The 16,911-nt window shown below is 74.1% G+C and carries 14 protein-coding genes; 10 read left to right on the top strand and 4 right to left on the bottom strand.

Translation table 11 applies throughout. The annotated features are described in order from the left end of the window. Positions 1 to 20 precede the first annotated feature (20 nt). The 5 genes from KDN32_RS14545 (at position 21) to KDN32_RS14525 (ending at position 9,508) form a co-directional block, all read left to right on the top strand. Positions 21 to 749, top strand: coding sequence for an SDR family oxidoreductase (locus KDN32_RS14545; RefSeq protein WP_211732958.1), 729 nt, complete (start codon positions 21 to 23; stop codon positions 747 to 749). A 99-nt stretch (positions 750 to 848) separates the two neighbouring features. Beyond that, the gene (locus tag KDN32_RS14540; protein WP_211732957.1) at positions 849 to 1,796 is read left to right on the top strand and encodes a carbamate kinase; all 948 of its coding nucleotides are present in this window, start codon (positions 849 to 851) and stop codon (positions 1,794 to 1,796) included. 49 nt (positions 1,797 to 1,845) lie between these two features. Further along, positions 1,846 to 2,952: a barbiturase gene (gene bar, locus KDN32_RS14535; protein ID WP_211732956.1), complete on the top strand. Its 1,107-nt coding sequence runs from the start codon at positions 1,846 to 1,848 to the stop codon at positions 2,950 to 2,952. A gap of 89 nt (positions 2,953 to 3,041) precedes the next feature. Further along, positions 3,042 to 6,275: an ATP-dependent helicase gene (locus KDN32_RS14530; protein WP_307854107.1), complete on the top strand. Its 3,234-nt coding sequence runs from the start codon at positions 3,042 to 3,044 to the stop codon at positions 6,273 to 6,275. After that, the gene (locus tag KDN32_RS14525; RefSeq protein ID WP_307854106.1) at positions 6,272 to 9,508 is read left to right on the top strand and encodes an ATP-dependent helicase; all 3,237 of its coding nucleotides are present in this window, start codon (positions 6,272 to 6,274) and stop codon (positions 9,506 to 9,508) included. The genes KDN32_RS14530 and KDN32_RS14525 overlap by 4 nt, the downstream gene beginning before the upstream one ends. Positions 9,509 to 9,856: 348 nt before the next feature. Here KDN32_RS14525 and deoD read toward each other — a convergent pair whose 3' ends face one another. Then, positions 9,857 to 10,567, bottom strand: coding sequence for a purine-nucleoside phosphorylase (gene deoD, locus KDN32_RS14520; protein ID WP_211732954.1), 711 nt, complete (start codon positions 10,565 to 10,567; stop codon positions 9,857 to 9,859). Between the two features lie 27 nt (positions 10,568 to 10,594). Continuing rightward, the gene (aztD, locus tag KDN32_RS14515) at positions 10,595 to 11,851 is read right to left on the bottom strand and encodes a zinc metallochaperone AztD (protein WP_211732953.1); all 1,257 of its coding nucleotides are present in this window, start codon (positions 11,849 to 11,851) and stop codon (positions 10,595 to 10,597) included. A gap of 62 nt (positions 11,852 to 11,913) precedes the next feature. Here aztD and nudC point away from each other — a divergent pair, with 62 nt between their 5' ends. After that, positions 11,914 to 12,837 (top strand): NAD(+) diphosphatase, encoded by a 924-nt coding sequence (gene nudC, locus KDN32_RS14510; protein WP_211732952.1) that lies wholly within the window; start codon positions 11,914 to 11,916, stop codon positions 12,835 to 12,837. A gap of 3 nt (positions 12,838 to 12,840) precedes the next feature. Here nudC and KDN32_RS14505 read toward each other — a convergent pair whose 3' ends face one another. Then, positions 12,841 to 13,308: a ScoMcrA-related endonuclease gene (locus KDN32_RS14505; RefSeq protein ID WP_211732951.1), complete on the bottom strand. Its 468-nt coding sequence runs from the start codon at positions 13,306 to 13,308 to the stop codon at positions 12,841 to 12,843. Between the two features lie 32 nt (positions 13,309 to 13,340). Next, positions 13,341 to 13,586, bottom strand: a complete 246-nt coding sequence (locus tag KDN32_RS14500) for a mycoredoxin (protein WP_211732950.1) — start codon at positions 13,584 to 13,586, stop codon at positions 13,341 to 13,343. A gap of 110 nt (positions 13,587 to 13,696) precedes the next feature. On the opposite strand from KDN32_RS14500, the gene KDN32_RS14495 reads away from it, so the two are divergent. From KDN32_RS14495 to KDN32_RS23620, 4 genes are all read left to right on the top strand, one after another. Next, positions 13,697 to 15,739, top strand: coding sequence for an ATP-dependent DNA helicase UvrD2 (locus tag KDN32_RS14495; RefSeq protein WP_211732949.1), 2,043 nt, complete (start codon positions 13,697 to 13,699; stop codon positions 15,737 to 15,739). A 168-nt stretch (positions 15,740 to 15,907) separates the two neighbouring features. Continuing rightward, the gene (locus tag KDN32_RS14490) at positions 15,908 to 16,090 is read left to right on the top strand and encodes a hypothetical protein (protein ID WP_211732948.1); all 183 of its coding nucleotides are present in this window, start codon (positions 15,908 to 15,910) and stop codon (positions 16,088 to 16,090) included. A gap of 133 nt (positions 16,091 to 16,223) precedes the next feature. After that, positions 16,224 to 16,574, top strand: coding sequence for a WhiB family transcriptional regulator (locus KDN32_RS14485; protein WP_211732947.1), 351 nt, complete (start codon positions 16,224 to 16,226; stop codon positions 16,572 to 16,574). Further along, positions 16,469 to 16,828, top strand: coding sequence for a putative WhiB-interacting protein (locus KDN32_RS23620; protein ID WP_504739249.1), 360 nt, complete (start codon positions 16,469 to 16,471; stop codon positions 16,826 to 16,828). The genes KDN32_RS14485 and KDN32_RS23620 overlap by 106 nt, the downstream gene beginning before the upstream one ends. Positions 16,829 to 16,911 lie beyond the last annotated feature (83 nt).

The raw sequence follows: 16,911 nt of genomic DNA, 5'->3' as shown, positions 1-16,911 counted from the left end.
GCATCCGGTAGACAGGCCGCATGCGCACCCTCGTCACCGGCGGCACCCGCGGCATCGGCGCCGCGGTCGCGCGCCGCCTGTCCGCCGACGGCCACGACCTTGTCCTCGGCTACGCCCGCGACGACGCCGCCGCGGAGCGCACGGCGCAGGCCTGCCGCGCGCTCGGCGTCGCCTGCTCCACGGTCCGCGCCGACCTCACGACCGACGCGGGGGTCGACGCGGTGGTCGGCGCGGCCGACAGGCTGACCGGGGTGGTCAACAACGCCGGCGCGACCCTCCACATCGCGCCGCTCGCCGACACCCCCACCGACGTGGTCCGCGCCTCGGTCGGGCTCAACCTGACCGCGGCGATCCTGGTCGCGCGCGCTGCGGTCCGCGTCATGGCCCGCTCCCGCGGAGGGTCCGGCGGCGTGCTGGTCAACGTCGGCTCCGGGGCGGCGACCCTCGGCTCACCGGGGGAGTACGTCCACTACGCCGCCGCCAAGGCCGGCGTCGACGCGCTCACCCTCGGGCTCGCCCAGGAGGTCGCCGACGAGGGCATCCGGGTGGTCGGGGTCGCGCCCGGCATCATCGACACCACGATCCACGCCGACGCCGGGGAGCCGGGCCGGGTGGCGCGTGTCGGCCCGCTCGTCCCCCTCGGCAGGGCCGGTCGGGTCGAGGAGGTGGCCGACGCCGTCGCGTGGCTGATGTCGGCCGAGGCGTCCTACGTCACCGGCACGACGTTGCGGGTCGCGGGTGGCCGCTGACGGGATCCGCGACGACTGGCACACGTTGCCAGTGAACGGCGCCGTCGTTGGCCGAATCTGCCGTGACGACCCTGTGAGCGCCGCCACTACGGTTGCGGCATGAGGGTCCTGCTCGCACTCGGCGGAAACGCCATGACGAACGCCGACGGCCGTGCCCGGCCCGAGGACCAGATCGCCGCCGCGCAGGTCGCGATGGCCGCGGTCGCAGGCCTGATCGAGCACGACCACGAGGTCGTCGTCACCCACGGCAACGGCCCCCAGGTCGGCAACCTGCTGGTCAAGAACGAGCTCGCCGCGGCCGTCGTCCCGCCCGTCCCGCTCGACTGGTGCGGCGCCCAGACCCAGGGGACCCTCGGCTTCGTCCTCATGGACGCCCTCGACGACGAGCTGGCCCGCCGCGGCGTGCAGCGGCGCAGCGCCGCGATCGTCACCCGCACCCGCGTGGACGGCGACGACCCGGGCTTCACCACCCCCACCAAGCCGATCGGCCGCCACCTGCCCGAGGCGGAGGCCAAGGTCCTGGTCGAGCACGGCGAGACCTGGGAGGACCGCGGCGAGAAGGGCTGGCGCCGCGTCGTCGCCTCGCCGGAGCCGCTGGAGATCCTCGACGCCCCGGCCGCGCTCGCGCTGATCGAGGCCGGCTTCGTCGTGGTCGCCAACGGCGGCGGCGGCATCCCCGTCGTGCGCCGCGAGGACGGCACCCTCCACGGCGTCGAGGCGGTCATCGACAAGGACCTCGGCGCCGCGCTGCTGGCCCGCACCACGCAGGCCGACGCGCTCGTCATCGCCACCGACGTGCCCCACGCCGTCATCCGCTGGGGCACGCCCGAGGCGGAGGACGTCGGCACCGTGACGCTCGAGCAGATGCGGGCGTACGCCGCCGAGGGACACTTCGCCTCCGGCTCGATGGGCCCGAAGGTCGACGCCGTCTGCCGCTTCGTCGAGCAGACCGGCCAGCGCGGCATCATCACCAGCCTCGACCAGATCACCGCAGCGGTCGCCGGCGACGCCGGCACCGTCGTCGTACCAACGCCCCCCGGTGGTTGAGGAGGTCGCGCAGCGACCGTCTCGAAACCCCTCACGAAAAGGAATGCAGATGCCCAGTGCCATCGAAGTCCGCAAGGTCCCCATCCACTCCGTGGCCGACGCCTCCGAGCTCACCAAGCTCATCGACGAGGGCGTGATCGCCGCCGACCGCGTCTTCGCGATCATCGGCAAGACCGAGGGCAACGGCGGCGTCAACGACTACACCCGCATCATCGCCGACCGCGCGTTCCGCGAGGCGCTCGTCGCCAAGGGCGCCGACCCCGAGCAGGTCAAGGGCGTGCCGATCGTGTGGTCCGGCGGCACCGACGGCGTGATCAGCCCCCACGCCACGATCTTCGCCACCACTGACGTCCCCGAGGACGACCCGTCGCGCGAGGAGATGCGGCTCACCGCCGGCTTCGCGATGAGCGAGGCGATCCTGCCCGAGGAGATCGGCTACACCGCGATGATCGAGAAGGTCGCCGCGGGCGTGAAGGTCGCCATGGAGCGCGCCGGCATCACCGACCCGGCCGACGTGCACTACGTCCAGACCAAGACCCCGCTGCTGACCATCCACACCATCCGCGACGCCAAGTCGCGCGGCAAGACCGTGTGGACCGAGCACACCCACGAGTCGATGGACCTCTCCAACGGCGTCACCGGCCTCGGCATCGCGGTCGCCCTCGGCGAGATCGAGATGCCCACCGACGAGGACGTCATGCACAACCGCGACCTCTACTCGTCGGTCGCGTCCTGCTCCTCGGGCGTCGAGCTCGACCAGGCCCAGATCGTCGTCGTCGGCAACGCGAAGGGCGTCGGCGGCCGCTACCGCATCGGTCACTCGGTCATGAAGGACGCGCTCGACGCCGACGGCATCTGGGAGGCGATCCGCTCCGCCGGCCTCGACCTGCCCGAGCGTCCCCGCACCGACGACCTCGACGGCAAGCTGGTCAACGTGTTCCTCAAGTGCGAGGCCAGCCAGGACGGCATGGTCCGCGGTCGCCGCAACGCCATGCTCGACGACTCCGACGTCCACTGGCACCGCCAGATCAAGTCCTGCGTCGGCGGCGTCACCGCCTCCGTCACGGGCGACCCGGCCGTGTTCGTCTCCGTCTCGGCCGCCCACCAGGGTCCCGAGGGCGGCGGCCCGGTCGCCGCGATCGTCGACCTCGGCTGAGCCCGTACCCACCACCGCAGCACCACCCACGACACCCCGTCCGCGGGGCCGGCAGCGCGATGTCGGTCCCGCGTGATGGGGTGTCCTGCGTGAGCACCCCGACCACCCGCTACCGGCTCGTCGCCCCCGACCGCGAGGTCGTGGTCCCCGAGCTCGACGAGCACCAGCAGCGCGTGGTCGACCACCCGGGCGGTCCGCTGCTCGTGCTCGCCGGTCCCGGCACCGGCAAGACGACCACCCTCGTCGAGGCGATCGTCGACCGGATCGAGCACCGCGGCGCCTCGCCCGACTCGGTGCTGGCCCTCACCTTCTCCCGCAAGGCCGCCGAGCAGCTGCGCGACCGCGTCACCGCGCGGGTCGCCCGGACGACGTCGGCGGCCGCGTGCTCGACCTTCCACTCCTTCGCCTACGCGCTGGTCAGGAAGTACGCACCCGCCGAGCTCTACGAGGGCGCCATCCGCCTGCTGTCGGCCCCGGAGGCCGACGTCGTGCTGCGCGAGCTGCTCCGTGACAACCCCGAGTCGGTCACCTGGCCCGACGCGCTGCGCCGCGCGGTCGGCACCCGCGGGTTCGTCCGCGAGGTGCAGGCGGTGCTGGCCCGCGCGCGGGAGAAGGGCCTCGACCCGGCCGGCCTGCGCGCGCTCGGCATCGAGCACGACCTGCCCGAGCTGATCGCCGCCGGGCTGTTCCTCGAGCAGTACCTCACCGTCCTCGACAACCTCGGGGCCACGGACTACTCCGACCTGATCCGTCGCGCCGTCATCGAGGCGGAGGCCCACCGCGACGAGCTGCGGGCGCGCTACGCGCACGTCTTCGTCGACGAGTACCAGGACACCGACCCGGGCCAGGTCGCGCTGCTGCGCGCGATCGCCGGCGACGGGCGCGACCTCACCGTGGTCGGCGACCCGCACCAGTCGATCTACGGCTTCCGCGGCGCGGACGTGCGCGGCATCCTCGACTTCCCGGCGAGCTTCCCGACCGCCGCCGGCAGCCCCGCGCCGGTCGTGGTGCTCCGCCGCACCCGCCGCTTCGGGTCGCGCATCCTCCTCGGCGCCGGCCGGGTCGCCGGCCGGCTGACGCTGACCGGCAGCATCGCGCCCGACGCGCGCGAGGCGTTCCTCTCGCCCGAGGCGGTGCCCGGACCGCAGGGCGAGGGCCGGGTCGAGGTCCACACTTACGACACCGAGCGCGCCGAGGCCGAGCGCCTCGCCGACCTGCTGCGCCGCGCCCACCTCGAGGACGGCATCGCCTGGGACCGGATGGCCGTGCTGGTGCGCTCCGGTCGCGCCAGCATCCCGCCGCTGCGCCGGGCGCTGGCCGCTGCGGGCGTGCCGGTCGAGGTGGCCACCGACGACCTCCCGCTGGTCCACGACCCCGCGGTGGTGCCGCTGCTCGACGCGCTGCGCGCGGTGGCCAACCTCGACAACGACGACCCCGACTCGCCCGGGTTCCTCGACCCCGGACGGATCGAGTCGCTCCTGCTCTCGCCGCTCGGCGGCCTCGACGCCTCCGACCTGCGCGCGCTCGTCCGACGGCTGCGCACCCGCGAGAAGGCGCTGGCCGACGCGACCACCCGGCGCACCAGCCGCGAGCTGCTGCGCCTCGCCGTCGTGGAGGAGGGCTTCCTCGACGGCGTCGAGGGCCCCGACGTCGACCGCGCGGTCGCCCTCGCCCGGCTGCTGCGCTCGGGCGCGAGGATGCTCGCCGACCGCGCGAGCGTCGAGGACGTGCTGTGGCACTTCTGGTCCGAGACGAGCTGGCCGCAGCGGCTGCGGCGCCAGGTCGACCTCGGGGGAGCGGGCGCCCGGCGCGCCCACCGCGACCTCGACGCGATCGTCGCCCTCTTCGACCTGGCCGCGCGCGTGGTCGAGCAGCGCGAGCACATCGGCGTCCAGGCGTTCTTCGCCAACGTGGTCGACCAGCAGCTCCCCGCCGACACGCTCGCCGAGCAGGGCGTACGCGGCCAGGCCGTGCGGCTGCTCACCGCCCACCGCTCCAAGGGCCTCGAATGGGACCTCGTCGTCGTCGCCCACGTGCAGCAGGAGGGCTGGCCCGACCTGCGCCGGCGCACCACCCTGCTCGGGGCCGACCGGATCGGGGTCGACGCCTCGGGCCACCCCGACCTCGTGCCGCCGGTCAGCGCCCGGTCGCTGCTGATGGAGGAGCGCCGCCTGTTCTACGTCGCCTGCACGCGCGCCCGCCGCCGTCTCGTCGTCACCGCCGTGCGCTCGCCCGACGACGACGGCGAGCAGCCGTCGCGGTTCCTCGAGGAGCTCGGCGTCACCATCGACCACCAGGACGGCCGGCCGCCGCGACCGCTGTCCCTGGGCGGTCTGGTCGCCGAGCTGCGCCGCCACGCCGCCGACCCGCACGTCACGCCCGCGCTCCGCGAGGCGGCCGCCCGTCGCCTCGCCGCGCTCGCCCGCGAGGAGGTCGACGGCCGCCAGCTCGTCCCGACCGCCGACCCCTCCACGTGGTGGGGCACCCGCAGCGCGTCCCGGTCGGTCGAGCCGATCCGCGACCCCGACCGGCCGGTCCCGGTCTCGGCGAGCATGCTCGACTCGATCCTGCTGTGCCCGGCGCAGTGGTTCTTCGAGCGCGAGGCCGGCGGCGTCTCGGCGGTGCACCAGTCCGCCAACCTCGGCCAGATCCTCCACGCCCTCGCCGAGCGGGTCGCCGTCGGCGAGCTGCCCGCCGAGGTCGAGCCGCTGATGGCCGAGGTGGAGGCGGTCTGGGACCGGCTCGCGTTCCGCACCCCGTGGTCGCGCCAGCGCGAGCTCGCCCGGATCCGCAAGGCCGTCGGGCGCTTCGTGCGCTGGCACCTCGACAACCCGCGCACGGTGCTCGGCGCCGAGCAGCGCTTCCGGAGCACCGTCGACGTCGACGGCCGCCCGGTCACCCTCACCGGCTTCGCCGACCGGCTCGAGGTCGACGACGACGGCCGGGTCGTGGTCGTCGACTTCAAGAGCGCCCGCACCGCGCCGTCCGGACCCGCGGTCGCCGGCAACCTCCAGCTGGCCCTCTACCAGTACGCCGTCGACGCCGGCGCGATCGACGACGCGGCCGGCCGCGCGGTCTCCTCGGGCGGCGCCGAGCTCGTCCAGCTCGGCATCGACGACGACTCGTCGAGCGCGAAGGTGCAGGGCCAGCCTGCCCACTCACCCGACGGGCCCGAGCGCACCGCGCTCCGGGAGGGGCTGGCGCGTGCCGCTGCCCTGGTGCGTGCCGAGAACTTCCCCGCGACGCCCGGCCCGCACTGCCGTGACTGCCCGTTCGTCGCCATCTGCCCGGCCAAGGGCGCAGGGAGCGTGACCGTCCAGTGACCGACCAGCCCCAGGGCCAGCCGCCGTTCGAGCCGGTCCGCCTCGACACCCCCGAGGACCTCCGCGTCCTGATGAGGGCTGAGCACGCGGCCAGCGACGAGCAGTGGGCGGCGATCACCGCGCCGCTGCGCCCGACCGTCGTGGTCGCGGGAGCGGGCAGCGGCAAGACCACGCTCATGGCGCAGCGGGTCGTGTGGCTGGTCGCCACCGGCCGGGTCCGACCGGAGGAGGTGCTCGGACTGACGTTCACCACCAAGGCGGCCGCCGAGCTCCGCCAGCGGGTCAGCGCCGCGCTGGGCGCCGCCGGCCTGCTCGACCGGTCGGTCGTCGCGGAGGGCGAGGACGTCCTCGAGCCCACCGTCGCGACCTACCACGCCTACGCCGCCACCCTCCTCACCGACCACGGCCTGCGCATCGGCCACGAGCCCGACACCCGGGTCGTCTCCGACGCGTCGCGCTACCAGCTCGGCGCGCGGGTCATCGAGCGCTTCACCGGCCACATCGAGCTGCTCACCGACCACCCCGCCACCGCCATCCAGAACCTCCTCGCCCTCGACGGTGCGATGAGCGAGCACCTCGTCGGCGAGGACGACGTGCGGCGCACCGACGAGGAGGCGCGCCGCGGGTTCGAGCGCGCGATCGCCGAGGAGCAGGCCGGCAAGGCGCGCAAGACCTATCTGGACCCGCCGGCCAAGGCGATCAACGCGATCGACCGGCGTGCCGAGCTGCTCCAGCTCGTCGCGGGCTACCGCCGTCTGAAGGCCGACCTCGGCCTGATGGACTTCGGCGACCAGATCGCGCTGGCCGCGCGGCTCGTCGAGGACCAGCCCGAGGTCGGCGAGATCGAGCGCGCCCGCTTCAAGGTGGTCCTCCTCGACGAGTACCAGGACACCTCGGTCGCCCAGGCCACGATGCTCGCGCGGCTGTTCTCCGGCCCCGACGACGACCACGGCCTCGGCCACCCGGTGATGGCGGTCGGCGACCCCAACCAGGCGATCTACGGCTGGCGCGGCGCCTCGGTGTCCAACATCCTCAACTTCGCCGAGACCTTCCCGGCCGCGGACGGCGAGCCCGGCCGGCTGCCGCTGACGGTCAACCGCCGCTCCGACCGGCGGATCCTCGAGGTCGCCAACCGCCTCGCCCAGCCGCTGCTCGACGCCTACGGCGACAAGGTGGCCCGGCTCCGCCCGGCCGAGATCGCCGGCGAGGGCCGCGTCGAGACCCACGTCCACGAGCGGGCGGTCGACGAGCTCGCCTGGCTGGTCGGGGCGGTGGCCGGGGCCCACGACTCCGGGACCGCCTGGTTCGACATCGGCGTGCTCAGCCGCGACAACGCGCAGGGCGAGGAGGTCTACGACGCCCTCACCGCCGCCGGGATCCCGGTCGAGATCGTCGGCCTGTCCGGCCTGGTGCGGCTCCCCGAGGTCGCCGAGGTGGTCGCGACGCTGACGCTCATGCACGACGTCACGGCCAACACCTCGATGCTCACCCTGCTCACCGGCCCGCGCTGGGCGATCGGCCCGCGCGACCTGCGGCTGCTCGCCCTGCGCGCCGCCGAGATCGCCGGCGTGCGCGGACGTGGGGAGGCCGAGACGGTCGCCGACCAGCTGCTGCAGATCGCCGACGGCATCGACGCCTCCGAGCTCCCGGCGCTGAGCGACGCCGTCGAGGCGCCCGGCGAGGGGGCGTACTCCCCGGAGGCGCTCGACCGGTTCGCCCTCCTCGCCGCCGAGCTGCGCCGCCTGCGCGCCCACGTCGGCGACCCGCTGCTCGACGTGGTCCGCCGGATCATCGACACCACGGGAGTCGACGTCGAGCTCGCGTCGGCGACCTCGCCGGCGGCCGCCGCTCGTCGCGACAACCTCGACCTGTTCGTCAAGGCGGTCGCGGAGTTCCAGTCCGTCGACGGCGACGTGACGCTCCCGGCCCTCCTCGCCTACCTCACCGCCGAGGACGACCAGGGCAACGGCCTCGACGTCGCGACGCCCACGGCCGCCGACTCGGTCAAGCTGCTCACGGTCCACCGCGCCAAGGGCCTCGAGTGGTCGTCGGTGTTCTGCGTGGGGGTGGGGGAGACCCGCTTCCCGAGCAACCGCTCCCGCACGCTCTGGACGTCCTCTCCGGCGGTGCTGCCCGCCCCGCTGCGCGGCGACCGCGCCGACCAGCCCCAGCTCGCCGGCCACGACAAGGCCGCGCTCGAGGCCTACCGCGCCGCCACCCGGGCCCACGACGCGGAGGAGGAGCTGCGGCTGGGCTACGTCGCCTACACCCGCGCCGCCCACCACCTCGCCGTGACGTCCTACGTCTGGGGCCAGCGGGCGACCCCGTTCGGCCCCTCCGACTACCAGCGGGTGGTCCGCGACCAGCTCGAGGACTGGGGCGAGAGCGTCGCCCAGTGGCTGGAGAAGCCGCCGCCGAAGTCGCCCAACCCCAACGACGACGTCGACCCGTCCACGCCGTGGCCGGTGCCCGGGCCGGGGGAGGAGGCCGCGCGTCGGCTCGCCGCGGCCGAGCTGGTGCGCACGGTCGACCCGACCGCCCCCGACGAGGGCCTCGACATGGTCGAGGCCGCGCAGGTCGCGGAGTGGGACGAGGACCTCGCCCAGCTGATCGCCGAGGCCCGTGCCGAGCGGTCCACCTCGATCGACCTGCCGCTGCCGAGCAGCCTCTCGGCCACCTCGATGGCACGGCTGCGCGACGACCCCGATGCGTTCGCCCGCGACCTCGCGCGCCCGATGCCCCGCCCGCCCGCCCCTGCCGCCCGCTTCGGCACCGCCTTCCACGCCTGGGTGGAGGACCGGTTCGGCCAGCAGGCGCTCATCGAGCCCGACGAGCTGCCCGGCCGCGCCGACGCCGGCATCGACGACGAGGCCGACCTCGGCGAGGTGGTGAAGCGCTTCGAGGACGGGCCTTTCGGCGACCGGATGCCCCACGCGGTCGAGGCGCCGTTCGCGCTGGTCCTCGCCGGCCAGGTCGTCCGCGGCCGGATCGACGCGGTCTACGCCGAGCCCGCGTCGGCCGGGGGCGGCTTCCTGGTCGTCGACTGGAAGACCGGCCACCACGAGACCTCCGACCCGCTGCAGCTCGCGCTCTACCGCCTCGCCTGGTCGGAGCTCACGGGCACCCCGCTGGAGCAGGTGCGGGCCGCGTTCCACTACGTCCGCTCCGGACGTACCGTCGAGCCCGCCGACCTCCCCGACCGCGAGGAGCTCGAGCGCCTGCTCGACCTGTGACCCCACCAGCGGTGTGCCACCCACCTTCCGTGGGCGCAGAGGGTGGCTCACGCACCGCCCGCGGGCGTGTCGTACGCCGGCGCGCGCGGCAGCGGTGTGACGCCCACCTTCCGTGGGCGCAGAAGGTGGCTCACGCACCGCCCGCGGGCGTGTCGTACGCCGGTGCGCGCGGCAGCGGTGTGCCACCCACCTTCCGCGGGCGCAGAAAGTGGCTCACGCACCGCCCGCGGGCGTGTCGTACGCCGGCGCGCGCGGCAGCGGTGTGTCACCCGCCTTCCGCGGGCGCAGAAGGTGGCTCACGCACCGCCCGCGGGTGGCGAGGCGGCGGCGCAGCCCTGGCCAAATCCGTCAGCCGAGCGCCGCGGTGAGCGCGATCTCCACCATCTCGCCGAAGGTCTGCTCGCGCTCCTGAGACGTGGTCTCCTCGCCGGTCACGATGTGGTCGGAGACCGTGCAGATCGCGAGCGCGCGGCGGCCGTGCTTGGCGGCGAGGGTGTAGAGCGCGCTCGCCTCCATCTCGACGGCCAGGACGCCGTACTTCACCATCTCGCCGAGCAGCTCGGGGCGCGCGGCGTAGAAGGAGTCGCTGGAGAAGATCAGGCCGACGTGGAACGGCGACCCGCCCTCGCGGCGCTCGGCGGCCTCGACCGCACCGCGGAGCAGGCCGAAGTCGGCGACGGGGGCGTAGTCGAGGCCGTGGAAGGCGATCCGGTTCATCGCGGAGTCGGTGCAGGCGCCCGACGCAATGATCACGTCGCGCACGCCGACGTCCTCGGTCACCGCGCCGCACGAGCCGACCCGCACGACCGACTGGACGTCGTAGTCGGTGAACAGCTCGTTGACGTAGATCGCCATCGACGGCTGGCCCATGCCCGAGCCCTGCACCGAGACCGGCTGGCCGCGCCAGGTACCGGTGAAGCCGTACATCCCGCGGACCTCGCTGTAGCAGCGGGCGTCGTCGAGGAACGTCTCGGCGATCCACCGCGCGCGCAGCGGGTCGCCGGGGAGGAGGACGGTGGGGGCGATGTCGCCGGGCTGGGCGCCGATGTGCGTGCTCACGGCGCCCAGCCTAGAGAAGGGACGGTCTCAGCCCGCGGTGGCGACCACCTCGTCGGGCGTGTGCGGCAGGTCGAGGCTCGACGTGACGCGCCCGCGGTCGAGGTCGACGACGTGCACCCGGTCGCTGCGCGGCTCGGTGACGTACGCCGTGGAGCCGACCACGTGCAGCGTGGGGCGCGGCTGCTGCCAGTCCAGCGGCTCCTTCCAGCGCGCCACGACGTCGATGGAGCGCTGCACCTCGCCGGTGCGGGGGTCGATCACGCGGAGGGCGCCGTCGGTCCCGAGCACCAGCGCCTCGCCGTCCGGGCCGCGGCCGAGCGAGCGGAAGCTGTAGCTGGTGCCGAGGTCGACCAGCCGCACCTCGGCGGTCCGGGTGTCGATCAGCGAGACCCGCGTCGGGCGCTCGAGCTCGGCGTCCGCGTCGGTCTTGTAGTCGCCCAGCAGGATCGGCGAGACCTCCGAGCCGGCCTGGTTGCCGATCCGGCCGTACGCGTCCGGGCTGGTGACCTTGGTGATCCGGCGGCCGTCGACCACGACGGCGCCGTCCTCGCAGCCGAGCACCGCGACCTCTCCGGCGAACGCCTCGCCGTGCACGCCCGGGCAGGCGTCGGTCTCGGCCATCACCGTCCCCGACGGGCCGAGCAGGCGCACGCCCGAGCGGGACTCCTCGTCGCCGTCGGTGGTCAGCAGGTTGCCGTTCGCGAGGCGCACGGCGACGCCGTGGTGCGCCTCGTCGGTGCTCGTCGTCGTGACCTCGGGGCTGCCCGACGTGAGCTCGGTGGTGTCGAAGGAGGTGATCGTCCCGGTGCCGTCGTCGAACAGGGTCGTGAGCCCGTCGTGGGCCACGACGTGGCCGGGCTCGGTCGCCTCGAACCGGAGACCGGTCAGCCCGGCGGGGCTGGTCCAGTGGTGGCCGTGGTCACCGTGCTCGTCGGTCCAGGCACCGAGGTCGAGCACCTCCCACCCGCCGGTCGTGCTGACCAGGGCGTGGCGCCCGTCGCCGGCCGGGCTGACCCGGGCGTAGCCCTCGAGCGCCTCCTCGGCGAGCACCTCGCCGGTCCGGACGTCGACGACCATCACGCCGCCGTCGTGGGTGACCGCCAGGCGCGGGGTGGCCGCGGCCACCTCGGTGCCGGCGGCCGGCTCGGCGGTGCCGGTCGGATCGGTGGACGGCTCGGCGGCTGGTTCGGAGCCCGGATCGGAGCCCGGTTCGGAGGTGGCGCACGACGAGGAGGCGAGGGCCACGAGGGTCGCGAGGAGGACGGGGACACGACGAATCTTCATGAGAGTCATTCTCAATACAGTTGAGAACGATTGTCAAAAAGAAGGATGGCTAGCCTGAGCGGGTGTCCACCGAGCGCACCCTCCCGCACGTCGCCCTCTCCGCCCACGCGCACAACCGGCTGGGCCTGCGCCGCACCGACGACGACTGGCTGGCCGCGCGCACCGCGGACCCGTCGACGCGCGTGCTGCTGGTCGCCGGCAACCGGCTGCGGCCGGTGGACGGCACCGTCGCCTGGGTGTCACCGGAGGAGGCGCCGGATGGGCTGCCGGTCCTCCTCGGCGAGATCGACGGGACGGTCCACCTCGCGGTGGTCGTCGCACCCGAGCAGGCGCCCGGCGACCCGGAGGAGTGGGTGCCGCTGCGGGCGGTGCTCGGCCTGCTCGACGACGACGACCTCGCGCGGGCGCCCCTGCTCATGCACGCCATCGGCCTGGCCGAGTGGCACCACGCGACCCGGTTCTGCCCGCGCTGCGGCGGCACGCTGGAGAGCCGGGCGGCCGGTCACGAGCTGCGGTGCAGCGCGTGCGGTCGCGCGCAGTTCCCCCGCACCGACCCCGCGGTGATCATGGCGATCACCCACGGCGAGGGCGACGAGGAGGCGATCCTGCTGGGGCGCAACGCCTCGTGGCCGCCCGGACGCTGGTCGACGCTGGCCGGGTTCTGCGAGCCGGGGGAGACCCTCGAGGACGCCGTGCGTCGCGAGGTCGACGAGGAGGTCGGGGTCCGGGTCGGCGAGGTGCGCTACTTCGGCAGCCAGCCGTGGCCGCTGCCGGCCAGCCTGATGCTCGGCTTCACCGGACGGGCCGTGAGCACCGACATCGACGTCGACGGCGCCGAGATCGAGGAGGCGCGCTGGTGGACGCGCGCGGAGTTCGAGGCGGCGGCCGAGTCGGGCGAGATCGTCGTGCCGCGCACGGTGTCGATCTCGTCCTCGCTCATCCAGTCCTGGTTCGGGCGGCCGCTCGAAGGGCCCGGCTGGGGCTGAGGCTCAGTCGCAGGTGTCGCAGATGCCGGTGGCCGGCAGCGCGATGAAGCAGCGCGGGCAGAGGTTGACCGGCCGGTCGACCTCGGCGACCCGCTTGGGTCGCGTCGTCGCCGCGCGGGAGGTGGTCGACGACGCGCGGGGCGTGGTCGACGCGCGCGGGGTCCGGGCCCGCGTCCCCGGAACGCGCTCGCTGGGCGGGGAGTCGTCGCGGACCTGGAAGCCGAGGCGGACGAGGGCCTTGCCCGCGCCCGCCGAGCCGCCGGGGATGTCGGCCGGGGTGAGCGTACGTCCGGTCGCGAGGCCGTGGGCGATGCCGGCGATGGCCGCGGCGTCGTACTCCCGGCCGTGGTGGGTCAGCACGTGCGTCGAGACGCCGCCGCGCACCAGCATGTAGTTGGCACCGCCCGCCGCGTCCCAGGTCTCCATCGCGGTGAGGACGTGGTCGCGGTCGATCGAGTTCAGCAGTGACACGACGTCAGGTTATCCCCGGTGCCCGGTCCGGCTCACGCCAGGGCGGCGAGCTTGTCCTTGACCTGGGCCACCGACGGGTTGGTCAGCGTGCTGCCGTCGCTGAACAGCAGCGTGGGCACCGTCTGGTTGCCGCCGTTGGCCTGCTCGACGGTGAACGCAGCGTCCGGCTCCTGCTCGATGTCGACGATGTCGAAGGTGATCCCCTCGCGGTCGAGCTGGCTCTTGAGGCGGTGGCAGTAGCCGCACCAGGGCGTGGTGAACATCGTGAACTGGGACATGCCGGGCACAACGACCGCCCGGCCACGGGCATTCCCGCCGGTGTCGGAGGCGGCGTCTAGGGTGGCGCCACAGTCCGTCCCCCCCCGTTCCCGACGCCCCGCAGGAGCCGATGTTGCTCGACGCGCTCGACCCCGAGCAGCGACAGGTCGCCGAGGCGCTGCGCGGCCCGGTCCGGGTCCTCGCGGGCGCCGGCACCGGCAAGACCCGCGCCGTCACGCACCGCATCGCCCACGGCGTCGCGACCGGGGTCTACGCGCCGACCGAGGTGCTGGCGCTGTCGTTCACCACGCGCGCGGCGGGCGAGATGCGCGAGCGGTTGCGCTCGCTCGGCGCCCCGGGCGTGCAGGCCCGCACCTTCCACTCCGCGGCGCTGCGCCAGCTCCGGTTCTTCTGGCCGCGGGTCCACCAGCGCGACCTGCCCGAGCTCACCGAGTCCAAGCTGTCGATGCTCGCGCTGGCCGCGCGCCGCCAGCGCCTCGGCGTCGACCAGGCCACCCTGCGCGACCTCGCGAGCGAGCTCGAGTGGGCCAAGGTCTCCAACGTCGGACCCGACTCCTACGCCGCGATCGCGCGGTCTCGCGGGCGTGCGGTCTCCGGGCTCGACCCCGAGACGGTGGCGCGGGCGTTCGACGCCTACGAGGAGGTCAAGCGGGGTCAGGGGCGCATGGACATGGAGGACGTCCTGCTCTTCGCCGCCGGCCTGCTCGCCGACAACGAGGCGGTCGCGGCCCAGGTCCGCCGGCAGTACAAGTGGTTCGTCGTCGACGAGTTCCAGGACGTCTCCCCGCTCCAGCACGCGCTGCTCGACCTCTGGCTCGGCGGGCGCGACGAGCTCTGCGTGGTCGGCGACCCGGCCCAGACGATCTACTCCTTCGCCGGCGCGGACGCGCGCTACCTCCGCGAGTTCACGCAGGCCCACCCGTCGGCCACCAGCGTCGAGCTGGTCCGCAACTACCGCTCGACCCCGGAGGTCGTCCAGGCCGCCAACGCGCTGCTCGCCGGGACCCCCAGCAAGGGCGTCGACCTCGTCGCCCAGCGGCCCTCGGGCCCGCGGATCACCTACCGCGAGGCCAGCGACGAGGTGGCCGAGGCCGACGCGGTAGCCGACCGGATCGCCGCGCTCCGGGCCGGCGGCACGCCCGCCAGCCGGATGGCGGTCCTGCTGCGCATCAACGCCCAGTCCGAGCGCTTCGAGGAGGCGCTCGCCGCCCGCGGCATCCCCTACGTCGTGCGCGGCGCGGCCCGCTTCTTCGACCGACCCGAGGTCCGTCAGGCGATCACCCTGGTCCGCGGCGCCGCCCGCAGCGGCGAGGCGTCCGGGCCGGTCGCCGACGCCGTGCTGGCGGTGCTGTCCCAGATGGGCCACTCCACCGAGCCACCCGAGGGCAGGGGAGAGGTGCGCAACCGCTGGGAGTCCCTCCAGGCGCTGGTCGACCTCGCCGCCGACTTCGGCCGTCAGCACCCCGAGGCCGGCGTCGGCGACCTCGTCGACGACCTCGACCGGCGCGCCAGCGAGCAGCACGCACCCGTCGCCGACGCCGTCACGCTGGCCACGATCCACTCCGCCAAGGGCCTGGAGTGGGACGCCGTCTTCGTCGCCGGCATGCACGAGAAGATGATGCCGATCGCCCAGGCGCAGACGCCCGCCGAGGTGGAGGAGGAGCGCCGTCTGCTCTACGTCGCGATGACCCGCGCGCGCGACGAGCTCGCCGTGTCGTGGGCCGTCGCCCGCGAGCCCGGCGGCCGTGCCACCCGCGGCAGCTCGCCGTTCCTGGCCGGGCTCGTCGAGGGGGTGCCCGGCGTCGCGGGCCAGCGTCGCGAGCGCAGCCGCCGCAACCGGGCCGCGCTGCACTGCCGCGAGTGCGGCAAGCCCCTGTCGAGCGCCGCTGAGAAGAAGACCGGCCGGTGCGTCGACTGCCCCGCCTCCTACGACGAGGCGCTCTTCGAGCGCCTGCGGGAGTGGCGCCGGGCCCGGGCCTCGGCCGACAGCGTGCCGGCGTTCGTCGTCTTCACCGACGCCACGCTGCAGCTGATCGCCGAGCACGTCCCCACCGACGAGCGCGGGCTGCGCGCGATCAGCGGCGTGGGCCCCGGCAAGATCGCCAAGTACGGCGACGACGTGCTCGCCCTGGTGTCCGGCCGCGACGCCTGAGCGGGCCGGCGAGGGGTCCGGCCGGAGTTTCTCGAAAGTTTTTCTGTAATACCCACAAAATCGTTTGCCCCTGACGTCGTCGAGGGTCTAGCGTTCTCGACAACAACCCACGCGCACTGGGATCGCTGACGACGATCCGCGCCCGACGCCCCGAAGGAGGTGGCCCTGATGGAGAACTACACGAAGACGATGACGGCTTGGACGCCGTCCTTCGGCATGTCCACCCTCGGCCGCCCGTGCGCGCACACCCGCGCCTTCGGCGCCGGCGTGGTGGCTGTCCAGGGCGACGCCGCCATCGTTCGCATCAAGGGCGATTTCCCGGGTTCTCCCGCCTGGAGTCCGTCGACATAGGTCACGCACCTCATCGGCAGCCTCCAGGCCGCGGAACCCGACACCCGGGATCCGCGGCCTTTCTGTTTGTCCAGCACCGCTGCTCGACCGAGCAGCAACCCGCGATCAGGTCACCGATGAGGAGGTGAAACACATGACCATCAGCGTTCTCGACCGCAACCGAGCTGCCGACGCGACCGGGACGGAGCCCCAGGCTCCCCTCGGTGCCCTGCACGACGCAGCTGCCGGAGTGGATGACGAGCTGCTGCCCTGCCGCGTCAACGACGCCGAGCTGTGGTTTGCCGAGTCCCCCGCGGACGTGGAGGAGGCCAAGGCGCTCTGCATCGGCTGCCCCGTGCAGGCGCTGTGCCTCGACGGAGCCCGTGAGCGGCGCGAGCCGTGGGGAGTCTGGGGAGGCGAGCTCTTCCTCCAGGGCGTGGTGATCCCGCGCAAGCGGCCGCGAGGCCGTCCCCGCAAGTCCGAGCAGACCGTCCAGGTCGCCTAGCCCGGACCACCGGACAGCACCGCTCCCGCCCCTTCGAAGAAGTACAGGAAACACCCACCATGAAGACCTACCGAAATGGAAACAACGACATGAATCTCATGCATGAAGAACTCGCCCGCGCGCAAATGTCCGCGCGCCTGGGAGAGGCGCTCGAGCTCCGGCGCGGCCACCGTCTGGCCCTGGCCCGCCGCATGAGCCGCAAGGCCGAGCAGGCCGCGCAGCAGGCGCGTCTCGCGCTCGCCCGCGCGATCTGAGAGGGGCCTCGGCCCTAGGGACTCGCCCTGATCGCGGGTGAGCAGATCACGAGCCGGCACGACGTCACCGTGACGTCGTGCCG

It is taken from the genome of Nocardioides palaemonis (assembly GCF_018275325.1).
GTDB lineage: Bacteria > Actinomycetota > Actinomycetes > Propionibacteriales > Nocardioidaceae > Nocardioides > Nocardioides palaemonis.
The sequence above is the reverse complement of the archived record's forward strand: the minus strand, read 5'-3'. Positions and strand labels throughout refer to the sequence as shown.